Below are 16,901 nucleotides of genomic sequence, written 5' to 3'. Positions count from 1 at the left end.
GATATGTCCTGTTTGATGACGTTGCTGGCCACTATATTGGTAACCAAAAGTGCGATAAATTGGCTAAAAATAATTTATTACTAAACTCTTGGTTGTGAATCTGGGCCCTTGTGGTGGGCAAAACGGCCTTGAAACGGGCAAAAAGGAGGGGTTGTGGACCGATTGACCAGCATGCGTATCTTCACCCGGGTAGTGGATCTCGGCTCCTACAGCGCGGTGGCGAGCGAAGAGGGGATCAGCGCCCAGATGGTGGGCAAGCATGTGCTGGGGCTGGAGCAGTGGCTGGGGGGCAAGCTGTTTCACAAGACCACTCGCCAGCAGACCCTGACCGAGCTGGGCCAGCTCTTTCTGGCCCGTTGTCAGCGGGTGCTGGAGGAGCTGGCACTGACCGAGTCGCTCACCCAGAACCTGCTGGCCGAGCCGGCCGGGCGGCTGCGTATCGCCGCCCCCTTAAGTTTTGGCCACCACCGACTGGTGCCGCTGCTGCCGGCTTTTCTCGACCGCTACCCCAAGCTGGAGGTGGATCTGCAGCTTACCCCCCGCTGGGTCGATCTGGTGGAGGAGGGGTTCGACGCCGCCATCCGCACCCTGCGCCCGCAGGATGAGGCGCTGATCGCCCGTCCGCTGCTGACCCAGCACTACCGCCTCTGCGCGGCCCCCGACTACCTCAATCGTCACGGTGTGCCCCGTCATCCGGCCGATCTCGCCCACCACCAGTGCCTGCACGGCAACTGGGGGGAGCACGAGCGCTGGCAATTTGTTAGCGAGGATGGCCAGAGTGAGGAGGTGCGGGTCGCCTCGCGCCTGCGCATCAACCACTGGCCAGCGCTACTGACGGCGGCACTGGCGGGGGCCGGCATCACCTTGCAACCAGCCGAACAGGTGCGTAACCATATCGCTGCGGGGCGTCTGCTGCCGCTGCTTGGCCACTATCAGAGCCCGGCCAAGACCCTCTACTTCATCTATCCGGCAGCGCGGCGGCAGGTGCTCAAGATCACCCTGCTGGGGGATTTTCTGGCCGAATCCCTGCAAGCTGAGAGCGAGCCTGAATAAAAGGCTGCATATTCTCGCCACAGTGCTTAACCATCGTACTTAACAAAAGGGCGGGGCAGGCCTAACATGGCGGGATGTTTTTTTAGTCAGGACAAAAGGATATGTCTGGGTTGAAAAAGGATCTCGGGCTCTGGCAGGGGATGGGGTTGCTCGCTACCTCGCTGCTCGGCACCGGGATCTTCGTGGTACCGGCGACCGCTGCCTCGCTGGCGGGTGGGGCCTCGCTCTGGGCCTGGTTGCTGCTGATTGCGCTGGTGCTGCCCATCGCCTTTACCTTCGCTCGCCTCGGCCGTCGCTATCCCCATGCGGGCGGTGCGCCGCACCTGATTGGCCTCGCCTTTGGCAACGGCGCCGAGCGCTTCTCTGCCTTCCTCTTTCTGGCTGTGTTACCCGTGGGCCTGCCCGCCGCTCTGATGATTGCCGCCGGTTTCTGGCACGCCCTGTTCGAGATGGGGGAGTGGACCCTCTGGGCCATCCAGCTGCTGACCCTGCTCGGGGTCTTTCTGCTGGGGCTGCGCGGGGCGCGATCCTCCGGCAATCTGCAGTTGCTGATTGCGCTCGCCATTTTGGGGCTCACCCTGCTTATCTGGTTCAAGGGGGAGGTGAGCTGGCGCGATGCAGCGCGGCCCTTGCCGAGCGCGGACGAGTGGCCCGCCATGGCCACCGCGCTGGCGGTGATGTTCTGGTGTTTCGTCGGGCTGGAAGCCTTCGCCCATATGGGGGAGGAGTTCAAGCGGCCGGAGCGGGACTACCCCATCGCCCTGCTCGGCGGTGTGCTGCTGGCGGGGCTTATCTACTGGGTACACTCGCTGGTGGTGCTCAAGTACGGCCTCTACGGTGATGAGGCGAAAAATGCCACCGCCATCCCCTCTCTGCTGGCGCTGCTGTTCGGCCCCACTGCCAAGTGGTTGGTGGCGGTGCTCGGCTACCTCTCCTGCTTTGCCAGCATCAATATCTACCTGCAGGGGTTTGCGAGGCTTATCTGGAGCATGGCGCGGGAAGGCAAGCTGCCGGTCTCGCTGGCCCGCCTCACCGCCCGCGGCGCGCCGCTGCGGGCGCTCACTCTGGTGCTCGCCATCTGTCTGGTCTGCATCACCCTGATCATCTGGCTGCGACTGCCCCTCGATGAGCTGATCCGCTACGCCAACGGCAACTTTGTGCTGGTCTACCTGCTCTGCATGGCGGCGGGCTGGCGCCTGCTTGGCGGGGTGGGCAAGGGGCTGGCGGGAGTGAGCGTGCTGCTCTGCGCTCTGGTGCTGGTGGCGCTCGCCTCTCAGGTGCTCTATGCGGTGGTACTGAGTCTTGGCTACGGCTGTTTCTCGTTGTGGCGGCGTCATCTGCGCCGTAGCCGTCAGCAGGATGCGATCCCGGTGGCGAAATGAGGTCTCCCCGATAGCCGGAAAATGAGAAAGCCCTGATGTTCAGGGCTTTTTTGATTCAGATATATGCGGTGTTCATATGAGCACCAATTGGCACGCTATTTGCTGAAAAATGCGGGGTCGGATCAACTCAACGGCGATTTATAGCCAAAAAAAGTGGGATCCAGCTCCCGTTTTGCTTAAAGTGCTTTTTCCGATCCCGTTAGTCGGAATGCCCGCAAGGATGCCCTTCAGACGCTAGCAGGATGGCCTGGCCAGACTGGCTCACAGAGATTTTATTGCTTCGGTTCTCTTTCATCTGTCACCTCGTGACAGCATCCTGTTCCGTTCAGTCAGTCCGGGTTTTGCGTCTCTCTCATCGTGCATTGTCTCCATCTGCAGCGAGTGAATCATGAGCGAATCGGTTTTTGAGATCCACGACTGGACCCTGAGCGTTGACGACAACATGTTGTGTCGCCCCGACCGCGAGGTCTACCTCGAACCCAGACTGGTCAATCTGTTGCGGTTTCTGGCCCACAATGCCGGCACCGTGTTTGGCCGCGATGCCCTGATCAATGAGGTGTGGGATGGCGCCGAGGTGACCGATCAGGTGGTGACCCAGTCCATCTTCGAACTACGCAAGATCCTCAAAGATGGTCGCACCGATGCGACCGACTATATCGTCACCGTACCCAAGCGCGGCTACAAGCTGGTGGCACCGGTGCGGCCGCTGCAGGTGGTTTCCGTGGTGATGGCGGACGAGCAGCCCGCGGTCAATACCGCTCTCTCCGACAACCCGACTTTATCCGATCTGAGCCCGCCTGCGGCTGAGCAGGATGATGATGAACAGCCCAATGTCGCCCCTTTTCCCGCCGGGCCCCTGACCCGCGCCATCTCCACCCATGCCAAGGATGCCCGCAGCCGCTGGAAGATGGTGAGTTTCGATATCTTCGTTGCCATCGTGCTGATCGCCATTGTCAGCATGCTCAGCTACCAGCACACCAGCCCCCAGGTACACGCCATGCTGGATCCCAACCTGCTGGTGTTCCGCTTTCACTCCGGCATGGATGACAACAACGAGAACGTGCGCCTCGCCGATGGCATTACCCGCGCCCTGATGGGGGAAGTGGCCGTGGCTACGCCGCTGCGGGTGCAGTACGGCGCCACCACTCTGATGGGAGGCATCATGCCCGGCAAGGAGCTGAGTGTGCGGGTCACCCGCCAGCCCCGTGGCACCTATCTCGATCTGGAGTATCGCAATATCAACACCAACCGGGTGCTGTTCAGCCATCAGTACCAGCTCAGTCGCCACAGTGTGCACGGCGTGTTGCAGGCCAGCAGCCAGGATCTGCTACGTGCCCTCGACCAACCCGATGCCGAGCCGGGAATGGGCTGGCCCACCGATGATGCCTCCCTGATGGCGATGATGGAGGCGCAGTACTACATCAACAGCCGGGATCCGGTCGCCCTCAAGCGGGGTATCGATCTGCTGGAGCAGGCGCTGATTGCCCATCCGGATCAGCCGCTGCTGCTGGCGGAGCGCTATCTGGCTGGCGAGGCGCTGGCCACCCTGGCGGGCAAATCCGAGAGTGAACGGCTGCAGGGGATTGGCACCCATCTCGCCAGCGTGGTGCAAAACAGCGGCGCCCTGCCAGCCCGGGTGTGGGAGGCGTTGACCCTGCAGGCGATCCTCAACGGCCAGCAACAGCAGGCCAACTATCTGCTGGAGAAGGCGGCGAGTCGCGGCCGCTCCGTGCTCTATTACATACTGCTGGGCAAGCTGGCGGAGCTGGACGGTCGCCCCGAGGCGGCGGGGGATGCCTACAGTCAGGCCTTCCTGATGGAGGCGACCGAGCAGACCTATCTGCTCTGCCAGCAGCTCGGTTTCTACAGCAATATGGAGAGCCTCACCCCGGCTCTGTTCAAGGCGCTGGGTCAGAGCAAGGTGAAGCTCTTCTAACACCGCAGTTTGGGTTTTCCTTCGGCCGGCGCGGTTGCCGACCCTATCCACAGGCTGCCTTCGGGCGGCCTGTGCGGTTTCTGCTTGTTGCAATCCTGCTGCCTGCTATTGGGGATAGTCGCTCTGGTGAATCATGATTTATCCCCCGAAGCTCCCCACTTGCTTTTGACTTGCACGCGGCATTCGCTGCACTCGGGTTTGCCCGGCTTTGCGCCGCGCGCAGCTTGTGACATCTGCTCATTGTTGGTGGCGGGATAAGCTGCCCGTCACTACTCATTTTTCATTGTTTACCGGTTATCGCCGTTGCGCTTTACCTCTGAACCTGGATTGTGATGAGCCGAGCGGAGGGCTGAACAGGAGGTGAGCGGCCACTCAGGGTGATGATCCGCAGGGCTTCCAAATGGCCGCAAGGGCAGGGGGGCGCAATGGGAGCTGCTTTATCCCGTGTTTATCTGGCAAAAAATATCAAGGCGGCGAGATAAGGGGGTTATCAAGGGGCAAAATGGGATGTCTGGATATCAAGGTTTTATCAAGATAGCTGTATGACTTGATGCCAATTCGCTGTTTTTAAATGGTTTTTATCAAAAACGATGAGGCGGCGAAAAAAGTTGCCTCATATTTTTATCCGTTAGCAGGTCTTTATGTTTTCCGGGGATGAGAGGCCTAGTCTGTGCCCATTCTTTGGCGGGGCGTTCCGCCAAATGTGTATGTGACGACCCGACCTTTTATAGAACCGGAGATCTTATGTCCCTAGATACGAGCAAGAAGATTGGCCTTATCGCCTGTACAGGTGTGGTGGCCGGCAACATGATGGGAAGTGGCATCGCGCTGCTGCCTTCGGCACTGGCCACCATCGGCTCCATCTCTGTCTTTAGCTGGGCAATCTGCCTGGTAGGCGCCATGGGCCTCGCCTTTGTCTTCGCCCGCCTTGCTACCAAGAACCCGCAAGAGGGTGGCCCCATTGCTTACGCTGGCGAGATCTCTCCGGTGTTCGGTTTCCAGACCGGTGTGCTTTATTACCACGCCAACTGGATCGGTAACCTGGCCATCGCCATTACCGGCGTCTCCTACCTCTCGGTCTTCTTCCCCATTCTCAACAGCCCAATTCCGGCCGCCGCAGCCACCATCGCCGCCGTCTGGATCTTCACCTTCGTCAACCTGCTTGGCGGTAGCTGGGTGAGCCGACTCTGTACCCTGGGTCTGGTGCTGATCCTGCTGCCGGTTGTCGGTACTGCGATGATGGGCTGGGGTCATTTTGATGCCACCGTCTACAGCCAGAACTGGAACACCACCAGCGGCAGCGACCTGCATGCGGTCATCAGCGCCGTGCTGATCTGCCTCTGGTCCTTCGTCGGTGTTGAATCTGCCGCCGTCTCTTCCGGCATGGTGAAGAATCCCAAGCGTACCGTACCGCTCGCCACCATGCTGGGTACCGGTATCGCGGGTGTTATCTACATCCTCTCTACCCAGGTGATCAGCGGCATGTTCCCGGCCGGTGAAGTGGCTGCCTCCGGCGCCCCGTTTGCCATGGCCTCTTCCGCCATCTTCGGTAGCTGGTCTGCGCCGTTCGTCTCTGCCTTCACCGCCCTGGCCTGCTTCACCTCGCTGGGCTCCTGGATGATGCTGGTGGGCGAGGCGGGCAAGCGTGCCGCCAACGACGGCAACTTCCCGAAAATCTACGGCGAAGTGGACAAGAACGGCGTAGCCAAGAAGGGTCTGATCCTGGGCTCCCTCAAGATGACTGCCCTGATGGTTGGCCTGACCGCCTTCACTTCCCAGTCCGCTCACGCTGCCGATCTCTTCAACGTGCTGACCACAGATGCGGTGCTGCTGACCATGCTGCCCTACTTCTACTCCAGCATTAACCTGATCCGATTCGAGGGCATGACCTCCCGCAGCATCGGCGCCATGATCTTCTCCGGTGTGGCCTGTGTCTTCTGTCTGGTGGCCCTGATGGGTGCCAAGGGTTCCAACCTTACCGCTACCTTCGTGGTGTCGCTCATCATCCTGATGTTCTACGCCAAAAAACAGGGTCTGCGTCAGCACGACGCCCTGCTGAACGAACAACCCAGCAACTGATTTCCCCTTTTATCTTCCGAGCGCTCTTCACTCACCATCCCTGATGGAGAGCGCCCCTTTACGTGTGGAGCATTACGATGAATATCATTGCCATCCTCAACCACCTCGGCGTTTTCTTTAAAGAAGAACCCATTCGCCAGCTGCAAGCCTCCCTCGAGCGCAAGGGTTTCGAGGTTGTTTATCCGGTCGACGTCGCTGACCTGCTGAAACTGATTGAGAAGAACCCCCGCGTTTGCGGCGCCATCTTCGACTGGGACAAATACTCCCTGGGTCTGTGCAAGGAGATCCACGATCGCAACGAGAAGCTGCCGATCTTCGCCTTTGCCAACGACCAGTCCACTCTGGACATTCACCTGACCGACCTGCGTCTGAACGTGCACTTCTTCGAGTACCGTCTCGGCATGGCTGACGACATCGCCCTCAAGATGGGTCAGGCCACTCAGGAGTATCAGGACGCCATCCTGCCGCCGTTCACCAAGGCACTGTTCAAGTACGTGGAAGAGGGTAAATACACCTTCTGTACTCCGGGTCACATGGGCGGTACCGCCTTCCAGATGAGCCCGGCCGGCAGCATCTTCTATGACTTCTACGGCCCGAACGCGTTCAAGGCTGACGTCTCCATCTCCATGCCGGAGCTGGGCTCCCTGCTGGATCACTCAGGTCCGCACAAGGAAGCCGAAGAGTACATCGCCCGTACCTTCAACGCCGATCGCTCCTATATCGTTACCAACGGCACCTCCACTGCCAACAAGATCGTCGGCATGTACTCCGCGCCGGCCGGCAGCACAGTGCTGGTTGACCGCAACTGCCACAAGTCGCTCACTCACCTGATGATGATGAACGACGTGACGCCGATCTACTTCCGCCCGACCCGCAACGCCTACGGCATTCTGGGCGGTATCCCGCAGAGCGAATTCAGCCGCGACACCATCGCTGCCAAGGTTGCCGCGACACCGGGTGCCCAGGCTCCCCGTTACGCCGTCGTCACCAACTCCACCTATGATGGCCTGCTCTACAACACCGGCTTCATCAAGGAAGCGCTGGATACTCCGTACATCCATTTCGACAGTGCCTGGGTGCCTTACACCAACTTCAGCCCGATCTATGAAGGCAAGTGCGGCATGAGCGGCGAAGCGATGCCGGGCAAGGTGTTCTATGAAACCCAGTCCACCCACAAGCTGCTGGCGGCCTTCTCCCAGGCCTCGATGATCCACATCAAGGGTGACGTGGAGGAAGAGACCTTCAACGAAGCCTTCATGATGCACACCTCCACCTCGCCGCAGTACGGCATCGTGGCCTCTACCGAGATCTCTGCTGCCATGATGCGTGGCAACACCGGCAAGCGTCTGATCAAGGACTCCATCGATCGCGCCATCTCCTTCCGCAAAGAGATCAAGCGTCTGCGTGATCAGAGCGAAGGCTGGTTCTTCGACGTATGGCAGCCGGACAACATCGACACCGTCGAGTGCTGGAAGCTGGATCCGAAAGATGACTGGCACGGCTTCAAGGACATCGATGACAACCACATGTACCTGGATCCGATCAAGGTCACTCTGCTGACTCCGGGTATGGGTCGTGACGGCCAGCTGCTGGAGAAGGGCATCCCTGCCTCTCTGGTCTCCAAGTTCCTGGACGAGCGCGGCATCGTGGTCGAGAAGACCGGCCCTTACAACATGCTGTTCCTCTTCTCCATCGGTATCGATCAGTCCAAGGCGATGCAGCTGTTGCGCGCCCTGACCGAGTTCAAACGTGGTTATGACCTGAACCTGACCATCAAGAACATACTGCCGAGCCTCTATCGTGAAGATCCGAGCTTCTACGAAGGGATGCGCATTCAGGAGCTGGCGCAGCGTATTCACGAGCTGACCAGCAAGTACCGTCTGCCGGAGCTGATGTTCAAGGCGTTCGACGTACTGCCGGAGATGAAGATGACTCCGCACGCCGCGTGGCAGCAAGAGCTGGCCGGCAACGTGGTGGAAGTGCCGCTGCGTGACATGGTTGACCGCATCAGTGCCAACATGATCCTGCCGTACCCGCCGGGAGTACCGCTGGTTCTGCCGGGCGAGATGGTGACCCAGGATTCTCTGCCGGTGCTCGAGTTCCTCGAGATGCTGTGCGAGATCGGGGCCCACTACCCGGGCTTCGAGACCGACATCCACGGCCTCTATCGTCAGGCCGATGGCAGCTACACCGTCAAGGTGCTGCGTTAATCGACAGTGACAACCGTCGAAAGTGACAACAACGGGCCGCAAGGCCCGTTTTTCCCTCCGGAATTTCTCTTTTCTTGCGTGAGTCGCCAACCATGAAGCGAGTGCTCTCCATTCAATCCCATGTGGTCTTTGGCTGTGCCGGCAACAGTGCCGCCGTCTTTCCCATGCGTCGCCTCGGCATCGAGGTGTGGCCGATGAATACGGTGCAGTTCTCCAACCACACCCAGTACAGTGAGGGGTGGCAGGGGATGGTGATGCCCGGCGGTCATATCCGTCAGCTGGTAAACGGCCTGGCGGAGATCGGTGTGCTGGCCGAGTGCGATGCGATCTTGAGCGGCTACCTCGGCTCGGCCGAACAGGGGGAGGAGATCCTGGCGGCGGTGGCCCGGCTCAAGGCGCTCAATCCGGCCGCCCTCTACTTTTGTGATCCCGTGATGGGTCACCCCGACAAGGGGTGCATAGTGGCACCCGGCGTCGCCGATTTTCTGAAACACCGGGCACTGGCCTGCGCCGATATGCTGGCCCCCAATCTGCTGGAGCTGGAACAGCTCACCGGCCGCGATATCCGCAATGTGCCGGAGGCCATCGAGGCGTGCCAGCAGCTGCGCGCGCAAGGGGTCAAGCTGGTGATGGTCAAGCATCTGGGCAAGGCCGGCTTTGCCATGGACCGCTTCGAAATGCTGCTGGTGTGTGAGGAGGGGACCTTTCACCTCTCCCGCCCGCTCTACCCGTTTGCCCGCCACCCCATCGGGGTGGGGGATCTGCTGAGCGCCACCATGCTGGCCCATCTGCTGGCCGGTTGTACCCCGGAGGCGGCGTTCGAGCGCACCAATGCCAGCGTCGATGCGGTATTGGCTCGGACCTGGCTGGCGGGGGCCTACGAGCTGCAACTGGTGGCGGCCCAGCACGAGATGGCGCTGCCGCTGGTGCGCACAAAGGCCACTCGCCTTGAGTAGAGGCGTCGCCGATTCTGGATACAAAAAAGCCCTGCAGGTCAGGGCTTTTTCTATTTCTGAAGGATGTGGGGCAGTTGCGCCTTAATCCTTGGGATCCTTGAGCGCCCCGATCACATCCTCCTTGGGCCCGAGTCCCTCGACATGGTTGAAGGTGTCGAGTCCCTCCTGCGCACTGATGGTAAAAGCGTCGGCGCTCAGGTAGCTGCCGCTGCCGGCGCTCTCCATGATGACCACCAGCTCGGGCTGCTTGTCACCGTTGAGATCCAGCAATTTCAGCTCCTTGATGGAGCCATCGCGCGGCAGCACCTTGCCGTCGATGAACTGATCCAGCGGGAACTGGGGATTGGCGCCGGAGTAGAGGCGCACATCGTAGCTGCCGATGGAGGCGGGTTCACCGCGTCCTTCGGCCACCGTGATCACCTGACCGGAGGGGAGTGTCAGCTGTTTGAAGAAGCTCTCCGCTGCCTGGCCGGTCAAGGGCAGAGTGAGCAGACCGAGTGTCATCAGCAAGGTTTTCATAGGCGTTACTCTTGTTACTGCGGTGAGCGGCATGGCCGTTCACTGACGTCAACGTATGGAGATGGGGCGGTGCCGACACATGGCATCTGCCCCTCTGTTATGCCTCACAAGAGGCGTGCATTACCAGATCTTCACCCGTTTTTGGGGTGGCAGATAGAGCTTGTCCCCCGGCTGGATGTTGAATGCCTCGTAGAAGGCGGGAATGTTCGGCACCACGCCGTTGACCCGGTACTCGGGCGGCGAGTGGGGGTCGGAGCGCAGCAGCATCTGCATCAGCTCGGGACGATACATCCCTTTCCACACCTGCGCCCAGCCGAGGAAGAAGCGCTGCTCGCCGGTAAAGCCATCCAGCACTGGCGCCTCCTTGCCATCCAGCGACAGCTCGTAGGCCTTGTGGGCTATGGTGAGGCCGCCCAGATCGCCGATGTTCTCCCCCAGGGTGAACTGGCCGTTGACGAACTGACCGTTGATGGGCTCGAAGCGGTTGTACTGGGCCACCAGCCGGCTGGTGCGAAAGCGAAACTCCTTGAGATCCTGCGGTGTCCACCAGTCGCGCATCATGCCGTCACCATCGGATTTGGCCCCCTGATCATCAAAACCGTGGCCCATCTCGTGACCAATGACCCCGCCGATGGCGCCGTAGTTGACCGCATCATCCGCCGTCATGTCGAAGAAGGGGGGCTGCAAAATGGCCGCCGGGAAGACGATCTCGTTGTTGCTCGGGTTGTAGTAGGCGTTCACCGTTTGCGGCGACATGTGCCACTCGTCCCGGTCGACCGGCTTGCCGAGGCGCGCCAGACTGTCTGCGTATTCAAAGGCTTGCGAGCGTTGCAGGTTGCCCACCAGATCATCCGGTTTGATGGTGATGGCGCTGTAATCCTTCCACTTGTCGGGGTAGCCGATCTTGGGGCGGAACTTGGCCAGCTTCTCGAGGGCCTGCGCCTTGGTCTCGGGCGACATCCAGTCGAGCTCTTTGATGCTCTGGCCGTAGGCGGTGCGCAGGTTCTCCACCAGCTGCTCCATCCGCTCCTTGGCCGCAGGCGGGAAGTAGCGGGCTACATAGAGCTGGCCGACCGCTTCACCCAGATGATCGTTCAGAACCCCGAGCGCCCGCTCCCAGCTGGCGCGCTGCTTGGGCGTGCCGCTCAATGTGGTGCCGTAGAAGGCGAAGTTGGCGCGGTCGGTCTCGCTGTCGAGATAGGGGGCGTAGTCGGTCAGCAGTTGCCACTTGAGGTAGGCCTGCCAGTCGGCGATGGGAGTCTGGGCGATCACCTGATCCAGCGCGCTCAGATAGGTCGGTTGGCCGATGATGAGATCCGGCTGACCAGCAATGCCCGCGGCGTTCAGATAGGCCTGCCAGTCGAGGTGGGGGGCGAGCCGTGCCAGTTCGCTGGCGGGGCGCTTGTTGTAGTTCTTCTCCCGATCCCGCAGGGCGACGTTGTCCCACTGGATGGTGGCGAGCCGGGTTTCGAGGGCCAGAATCCGTTTGGCCTTGCCGCTCGGGTCAGATTCCCCGAGGCGGCTCAGCATGGCGGCGATATGCTGCTGGTACTTCTGGCGCAGGGCCTGACTCTCGGGATCCTGCTTGAGGTAGTAGTCCCGATCCGGCAGCCCCAGTCCACCTTGATAGAGGTAAACCGCATAGCGGTCGGGGGACTTGGCATCGGCGTCGATCCAGATGCCGAACGGCGCGCCGCCGCCCATGCGGCCACTTTGGGCAAAGGCGCGGGCCAGTGCGGCCTGATCACCGATCCGATCGATATCGGCCAGCGCCGGTGCCAGCGGGGTGAGCCCCCTGGCGTCACGGCCTGCCTGATCCAGATAGCTGGCGTAGAGATCGCGGATCTGCTGGGTCGGCGTGCCGGTGGCGGCCTCCTGCTTGGCCAGCCCCTCGACCAGCACCCGCACATCGGCGAGGGATTTGTCCCGCAGCATGTAGAAGGCGCCATCGGCGGGGCGATCGTCAGGGATCTTGGCGGTGGCGAGCCACTTGCCATTGACGTAGCGGAAGAAGTCATCGCCGGGTTTGACCTGGGTGTCCATATTGGCCAGCGCCAGCCCGGAGTGTTTGGGGGAGTCTTGCGGTGCCTGACTGCAGCCAGCCAGCAGTGCCAGTCCAATCAGGCCGGCCAGTAAGCTTTTCTTATTGTTCATCTTGTTTGATTCCAATTCCGATTGTTTGCTTCCCTGCCCATCTTCCTTGCTCCAATCAGTTGTGCGACCGCCTTGCGGCCAGCCTGGTGGAGAGGGCGGGCGAGCCTCACTCTAGCAGCAGGGTTGCAGCTTGATAAGTCCGACTCTGCTAAGATCGGCCGGTCCGTTTTGGGGAAGCCTATGATTTCTCATCTTTATTCTCGCTTTTGTCTGACTATGCCAGCGCCGGAAGGTTCCACCGGTCTGCTGGTGGCCTTCAGTGGCGGCCTCGACTCCACCCTGCTGCTGGTGCTGGCGGCGCACTATGCCCGCGAGCACGGCCTGCCGCTTCGCGCCCTGCACGTGCACCACGGCCTCAGTCCCCATGCCGATGAGTGGGTCGCTCATTGTGAAGCCGTGTGTCAGCAATTGGCGGTGGAGCTGCTGGTCGAGCGGGTAACACTGGCCCGTGGCAATGGCGAGAGTCTGGAGGCGCAGGCCCGTACCGCCCGTTACCAGCGGCTGACCGCCCGGATGCGGGAGGGGGAGTGGCTGCTCACAGCCCACCATCAGGACGATCAGCTGGAGACCCTGCTGCTGGCCCTCAAGCGCGGCGCCGGTCTGCGCGGGCTGGCGGGGATCCTGCCAAGCCAGCCCTTTGCCGGCGGCCTGCTGCTGCGGCCGCTGCTCGATATGAGTCGCGCCGAGCTGACCGAGGCGGCGGCGAGCCTCCCCTTTGGCTGGGTGGAGGATGAGAGCAATCTGGACGTGAGTTATGACCGCAACTTTTTGCGCCAGACGCTTATCCCCCAGCTCAAGGCGCGCTGGCCAGCCATGGCCCAGACCGCTGCGCGCAGCATGGCCCTGTGCGCCGAGCAGGAGGCGCTGCTGGATGAGCTTGCCGAGAGCGACTGGCAGCTGGCGGGCGAGGGGGAGGCGCTCCATATCGGCCCGCTGCACGCCCTTTCACCCACCCGGCGCAACAACCTGCTGCGCTACTGGATCCGCCGTCAGGGGGGGGAGATGCCATCCCGTGAACAGCTTGCCCGACTGTGGCAGGAGGTAGTGCTGGCGCGCGGCGATGCCAATCCCCAGCTCAACTGGGGGCGCCAGAGCTGCCGCCGTTTTCAGGAGCGACTCTATCTGGTGAGCCCTGACCTGCAACCCTGTCATCAGGTATTGCCGCTGACCGTGGGTGAGCCGCTGCCCCTGCCGGACGGTTTGGGTGAGCTGGTGGTGCGCATGGCGGAGCACGGCGAGGGACTGTTGCGTGCCCCCCGAGCGGACGAACCGCTCTCGGTGCGTTTTCAGGTGGTGCCCGGGATCCCCCTCAAACCGGTGGGGCGAAGCGGTAGTCGGCGGATGAAGAAGCTGCTGCAGGAGTATGGCGTGCCTTCGTGGCAGCGGGGGCGCATTCCCATCCTCTACTATGGCGAGCAGGTGGCGGCGGTGGTGGGGCTCTTTGTCTGCGAAGGTTTTATGGCGCAGGGGGCCGGGCTGGTGTGCCACTGGCAGGGGAGCGGTGCAGCCCCCATCCTGCCCGAGCATGATCTTTCCTGAGGTGATCGGTGTGAGCGGGGACCCCAAAAAAAGAAGCTCCGGTCACATGGTGCGCATGTGCCGGAGCAAAGAAGAGTTCGGGATTATTCGTTAGGGCTGGCCTTGCCTGCTTTCTTGCGGGCGTAGAGGTGACTGTCGGCCGCCTCGTAGAGGCTCGGCACATCGACCCCGGATTGCCAGCTGGCGGCGCCAAGGCTGCATCCGACCGAGAAGGTGCTGAGCTCCTTGTTGGTCATCAACATATGCTGCAGTCGCAGCCAGACCGGGCGCCACGCCTCGGGGTCGGCCGGTTGCAGCAGCAGGGCAAATTCATCTCCCCCGAGCCGGAAGGCTTGATCCGTACTGCGGATGCACCCCTTGAGCAGCTGGGCGAAGCGGCTCAGCACCAGATCCCCCACCGGATGACCCCAGGTGTCATTGATCTGCTTGAAGCGATCGAGATCCAGCAGCACCAGCACCAGACCGTGGGGCTCGCGGCTGTGCTGCTCGATGGCGCGACCGATAGCCTCGTCAAAGTAGGAGCGGTTGCCAAGGCCGGTCAGGTGATCGAGCCGGACCAGCTGATCCAGTTTTTCCAGCCGCAGATAGAGGGGCAGCAGCAGGCAGAGCAGCTGATGGTATTGCATCAGTACCCGTTGCTGGCTGCCGCTCAGCGGATGTTCCAGCTCGTAGTGGAGCTGGCCGAGCAGCTGGCCATGCTGACCGCGCAGCTCGAACGGATAGTTGTGCAGGTTGAGGGTGGCCAGCGGCGGGTGCTGGATCAGCACATGGGGCTGGCCACAATCGAGGTAGAGACCGTGGATCCTGACAATTCTTGCCGCACGATCGGCAAAAGTTGTCAGCAGACCGCCGAGATCGCTCTGCCCCAACAACTGCTCGAGCAACTGGTTGCGTTCAACGCTGGGCAACGGCGTGAGCCGCTCCATCTGGCGAACCCACTGCTCGATGCCATGGCTAAAGCCATTAAGTGACGACGTATTTTCCATGGTCTTCCACCTGTAACACCTGACTACTGTCTCCTCCCTGCAATTGGCATGCCCAATATATCTTTCCTGCCCGCCAGATCGGCTGACTAAGCTTAAGTCGATAAAAGGAGAGGAAAATTTGTACACCGACCTGTTGATCCTGCTGTTCGCCGCCGTCCTGCTGGTGGCAACTTTCCGGCGCCTCGGCTTGCCGGTGATCCTCGCCTACCTGATTGCCGGCGTCTTGCTCGGCCCCCACGGGCTGGCGGTGATCACCGGCCAGTCGATCATGCAGACCATTGCCGAGCTGGGGATCGTCTTTCTGATGTTCTCGCTGGGGCTGGAGTTCTCCTTGCCGAAACTACTGGCGATGCGCCGGTTGGTGCTGGGGGTGGGGATGTTGCAGGTGCTGCTCACGTCACTGCTTTTTTTCGCCATCGGCTGGTGGTGGGGGCTGGGTCTGGCCCAGTCGCTGGTGGTGGCGGGAACGTTGGCACTCTCCTCGACGGCGGTGGTGATCAAGCAGCTTGGCGAGCAGAAGCAGCTCCATACCCGCCGCGCCCAGCTGGGGGTGAGCGTGCTGCTGTTTCAGGATCTGGCGGTGGTGCCCCTGCTGGTGATGATCCCCATCCTCGCCCAGCCGGAAGTGCAGGGGAGTGCGCTGGCCGCCGAGATCGCCTGGGCTACCCTCAAGGGGCTGTTTGCTCTCTTCACTCTGCTGGCGGTGGGCAAGTGGTTGCTGCCGCTGCTGTTTCACGAGGTGGCGCGAGCCCGCTCCGACGAGTTGTTCGTGCTGAGTGCCCTGCTGGTGGCGCTGCTGGCTGCCTACATGACCCATTCGCTGGGGTTGTCGATGGCGCTGGGGGCGTTTCTGGCGGGGATGATGCTGGGGGAGTCCCACTACCGTCATCAGCTTGAGGTAGACATCAAGCCCTTTCGCGACGTGTTGATGGGGCTCTTTTTTATCACCATCGGCATGGCCATGGAGTGGGAGCTGGTGGCGCGGGCATGGTGGCAGGTACTGATCTGCGTAGTGTTGCTGGTGCTGTGCAAATCTCTTCTGGTGCTGCTGGCCGGGCGGCTGATGGGGGAGCGCAAGCGCGACAGCATGGCCGCCGGTATCATGCTCAGTCAGGTGGGGGAGTTCGGCTTCGTGCTGCTGGCGCTGGCGCTCCACCACGGCTTGCTGGATCAGCAACTGGTCTCCCTGCTGATCGGCATCGGCATCATCTCCATCGCCATGACCCCCTGGCTGGTGACCCAGGCCCATTCGCTGGCTCGCAGCCTCACCGATCCGGCGCTGCTGACTCGCTCCGAAGTCGCCCAGTCGGGCCTGAGCAAAAACCAGCACGTCATCATCGCCGGCTTTGGCCGGGCGGGGCAGACCTGTGCCCGCTTTCTCAAGCTCGAGGAGATCCCCTTTCTGGCCCTCGATCTTGACCCGGAGCGGGTGAGCGAGGCCAAGCTGGCGGGGGAGCAGGTGGCCTTCGGCGATGCCAGCCGCCGCGATATTCTGCTGGCCGCCGGGCTGCTGCGGGCGCGGCTGGTGATCATCACCTTCGATGATCGCAAGCGGGTGGAGGCGATGCTGGCACTGATCCGCGAATTGGCGGGGGATCTCAAGGTGCTGGTGCGTACCCGGGATGACAGTTTTCTGGAGCAGTACAAGCAGGCGGGGGCGTTTGAGGTGATCCCCGAATCCCAGGAGGGGGCCCTGATGCTGGTCTCCCACCTGCTGCTCAATTGCGATATCCCCATCGGTCGGGTGATCCGCCGGATGGAGCTGGAGCGCAGCAGTCAATATCGCTTTCTGCACGGCTTCTACTGGGGGGATCAAAGCGCCAGCAATCTGGAAGCGGATCAGCTGCTCGAACGCCTCCATCCGCTGTTGCTGCACGATCAGGCGTGGGCGGTAGGCCGTGAAGTGCGCGAGCTGCCGCTCGATGAGGTGCGGATCAAGGAGGTGCAGCGCGGGGATCAGAGTCTGGAACCCAGACCCGAGCTGGTGCTGGCGGCTGGCGATCGACTGATCCTGTTTGGCACCGTGGTGGCGATGGAGCAGGCGGAGCAGCGTTTGCTGGAGGGGCGCTGAGCCCCCTCGCACTCAT

The 16,901-nt window shown here is 61.6% G+C and carries 11 protein-coding genes; 8 read left to right on the top strand and 3 right to left on the bottom strand.

Translation table 11 applies throughout. The features are described 5' to 3' along the window. Window positions 1–153 precede the first annotated feature (153 nt). The 6 genes from G5367_RS06920 (at window position 154) to pdxY (ending at window position 9,616) form a co-directional block, all read left to right on the top strand. Complete coding sequence (locus tag G5367_RS06920) at window positions 154–1,053, top strand: LysR family transcriptional regulator (protein WP_421244216.1); 900 nt, start codon at window positions 154–156, stop codon at window positions 1,051–1,053. 101 nt (window positions 1,054–1,154) lie between these two features. After that, window positions 1,155–2,435 (top strand): L-methionine/branched-chain amino acid transporter, encoded by a 1,281-nt coding sequence (gene yjeH, locus G5367_RS06915; RefSeq protein ID WP_421244217.1) that lies wholly within the window; start codon window positions 1,155–1,157, stop codon window positions 2,433–2,435. Window positions 2,436–2,823: 388 nt separating this feature from the next. Further along, window positions 2,824–4,371 carry a lysine decarboxylation/transport transcriptional activator CadC gene (gene cadC, locus G5367_RS06910; protein WP_421244218.1) on the top strand — a complete coding sequence of 516 codons (1,548 nt, stop codon included), beginning with the start codon at window positions 2,824–2,826 and terminating at the stop codon, window positions 4,369–4,371. A 744-nt stretch (window positions 4,372–5,115) separates the two neighbouring features. Then, window positions 5,116–6,450: a cadaverine/lysine antiporter gene (gene cadB, locus G5367_RS06905; RefSeq protein WP_421244219.1), complete on the top strand. Its 1,335-nt coding sequence runs from the start codon at window positions 5,116–5,118 to the stop codon at window positions 6,448–6,450. A 77-nt stretch (window positions 6,451–6,527) separates the two neighbouring features. Continuing rightward, window positions 6,528–8,660, top strand: coding sequence for a lysine decarboxylase CadA (locus tag G5367_RS06900; RefSeq protein WP_042055201.1), 2,133 nt, complete (start codon window positions 6,528–6,530; stop codon window positions 8,658–8,660). 92 nt (window positions 8,661–8,752) lie between these two features. Next, a complete protein-coding gene (gene pdxY, locus G5367_RS06895; RefSeq protein ID WP_421244220.1) occupies window positions 8,753–9,616 on the top strand; it encodes a pyridoxal kinase PdxY in 864 nt (287 codons plus the stop codon). Window positions 9,617–9,697: 81 nt separating this feature from the next. On the opposite strand, the gene G5367_RS06890 is transcribed toward pdxY, so the two are convergent. Next, window positions 9,698–10,135, bottom strand: coding sequence for a PliI family lysozyme inhibitor of I-type lysozyme (locus tag G5367_RS06890; RefSeq protein ID WP_421244221.1), 438 nt, complete (start codon window positions 10,133–10,135; stop codon window positions 9,698–9,700). Between the two features lie 120 nt (window positions 10,136–10,255). After that, window positions 10,256–12,289, bottom strand: a complete 2,034-nt coding sequence (locus tag G5367_RS06885; RefSeq protein WP_338454173.1) for a M13 family metallopeptidase — start codon at window positions 12,287–12,289, stop codon at window positions 10,256–10,258. Between the two features lie 180 nt (window positions 12,290–12,469). Between G5367_RS06885 and tilS the strand changes: the two genes are divergently transcribed. After that, on the top strand, window positions 12,470–13,828 hold the full coding sequence (gene tilS / locus G5367_RS06880) for a tRNA lysidine(34) synthetase TilS (protein WP_204383870.1): 1,359 nt from the start codon (window positions 12,470–12,472) through the stop codon (window positions 13,826–13,828). Between the two features lie 83 nt (window positions 13,829–13,911). Here the strand turns inward: tilS and G5367_RS06875 are convergent, their stop codons facing one another. Further along, the gene (locus G5367_RS06875) at window positions 13,912–14,814 is read right to left on the bottom strand and encodes a GGDEF domain-containing protein (protein WP_204383868.1); all 903 of its coding nucleotides are present in this window, start codon (window positions 14,812–14,814) and stop codon (window positions 13,912–13,914) included. A 118-nt stretch (window positions 14,815–14,932) separates the two neighbouring features. Between G5367_RS06875 and G5367_RS06870 the strand changes: the two genes are divergently transcribed. Then, on the top strand, window positions 14,933–16,885 hold the full coding sequence (locus G5367_RS06870; protein WP_162519638.1) for a monovalent cation:proton antiporter family protein: 1,953 nt from the start codon (window positions 14,933–14,935) through the stop codon (window positions 16,883–16,885). Window positions 16,886–16,901 lie beyond the last annotated feature (16 nt).

The organism is Aeromonas sp. 604282, assembly GCF_049170575.1.
Classification (GTDB): Bacteria; Pseudomonadota; Gammaproteobacteria; order Enterobacterales; family Aeromonadaceae; genus Aeromonas; species Aeromonas veronii_A.
The sequence above is the reverse complement of the archived record's forward strand: the minus strand, read 5'-3'. Positions and strand labels throughout refer to the sequence as shown.

Excerpts from the sequence above, each read along its gene's own strand:
- G5367_RS06875 (WP_204383868.1), bottom strand. The coding sequence starts at position 14,814 with ATGGAAAATACGTCGTCACTTAATGGCTTTAGCCATGGCATCGAGCAG.
- G5367_RS06900 (WP_042055201.1), top strand. The coding sequence starts at position 6,528 with ATGAATATCATTGCCATCCTCAACCACCTCGGCGTTTTCTTTAAAGAA.
- cadB (WP_421244219.1), top strand. The coding sequence starts at position 5,116 with ATGTCCCTAGATACGAGCAAGAAGATTGGCCTTATCGCCTGTACAGGT.
- pdxY (WP_421244220.1), top strand. The coding sequence starts at position 8,753 with ATGAAGCGAGTGCTCTCCATTCAATCCCATGTGGTCTTTGGCTGTGCC.
- cadC (WP_421244218.1), top strand. The coding sequence starts at position 2,824 with ATGAGCGAATCGGTTTTTGAGATCCACGACTGGACCCTGAGCGTTGAC.
- tilS (WP_204383870.1), top strand. The coding sequence starts at position 12,470 with ATGATTTCTCATCTTTATTCTCGCTTTTGTCTGACTATGCCAGCGCCG.
- G5367_RS06890 (WP_421244221.1), bottom strand. The coding sequence starts at position 10,135 with ATGAAAACCTTGCTGATGACACTCGGTCTGCTCACTCTGCCCTTGACC.
- yjeH (WP_421244217.1), top strand. The coding sequence starts at position 1,155 with ATGTCTGGGTTGAAAAAGGATCTCGGGCTCTGGCAGGGGATGGGGTTG.
- G5367_RS06885 (WP_338454173.1), bottom strand. The coding sequence starts at position 12,289 with ATGAACAATAAGAAAAGCTTACTGGCCGGCCTGATTGGACTGGCACTG.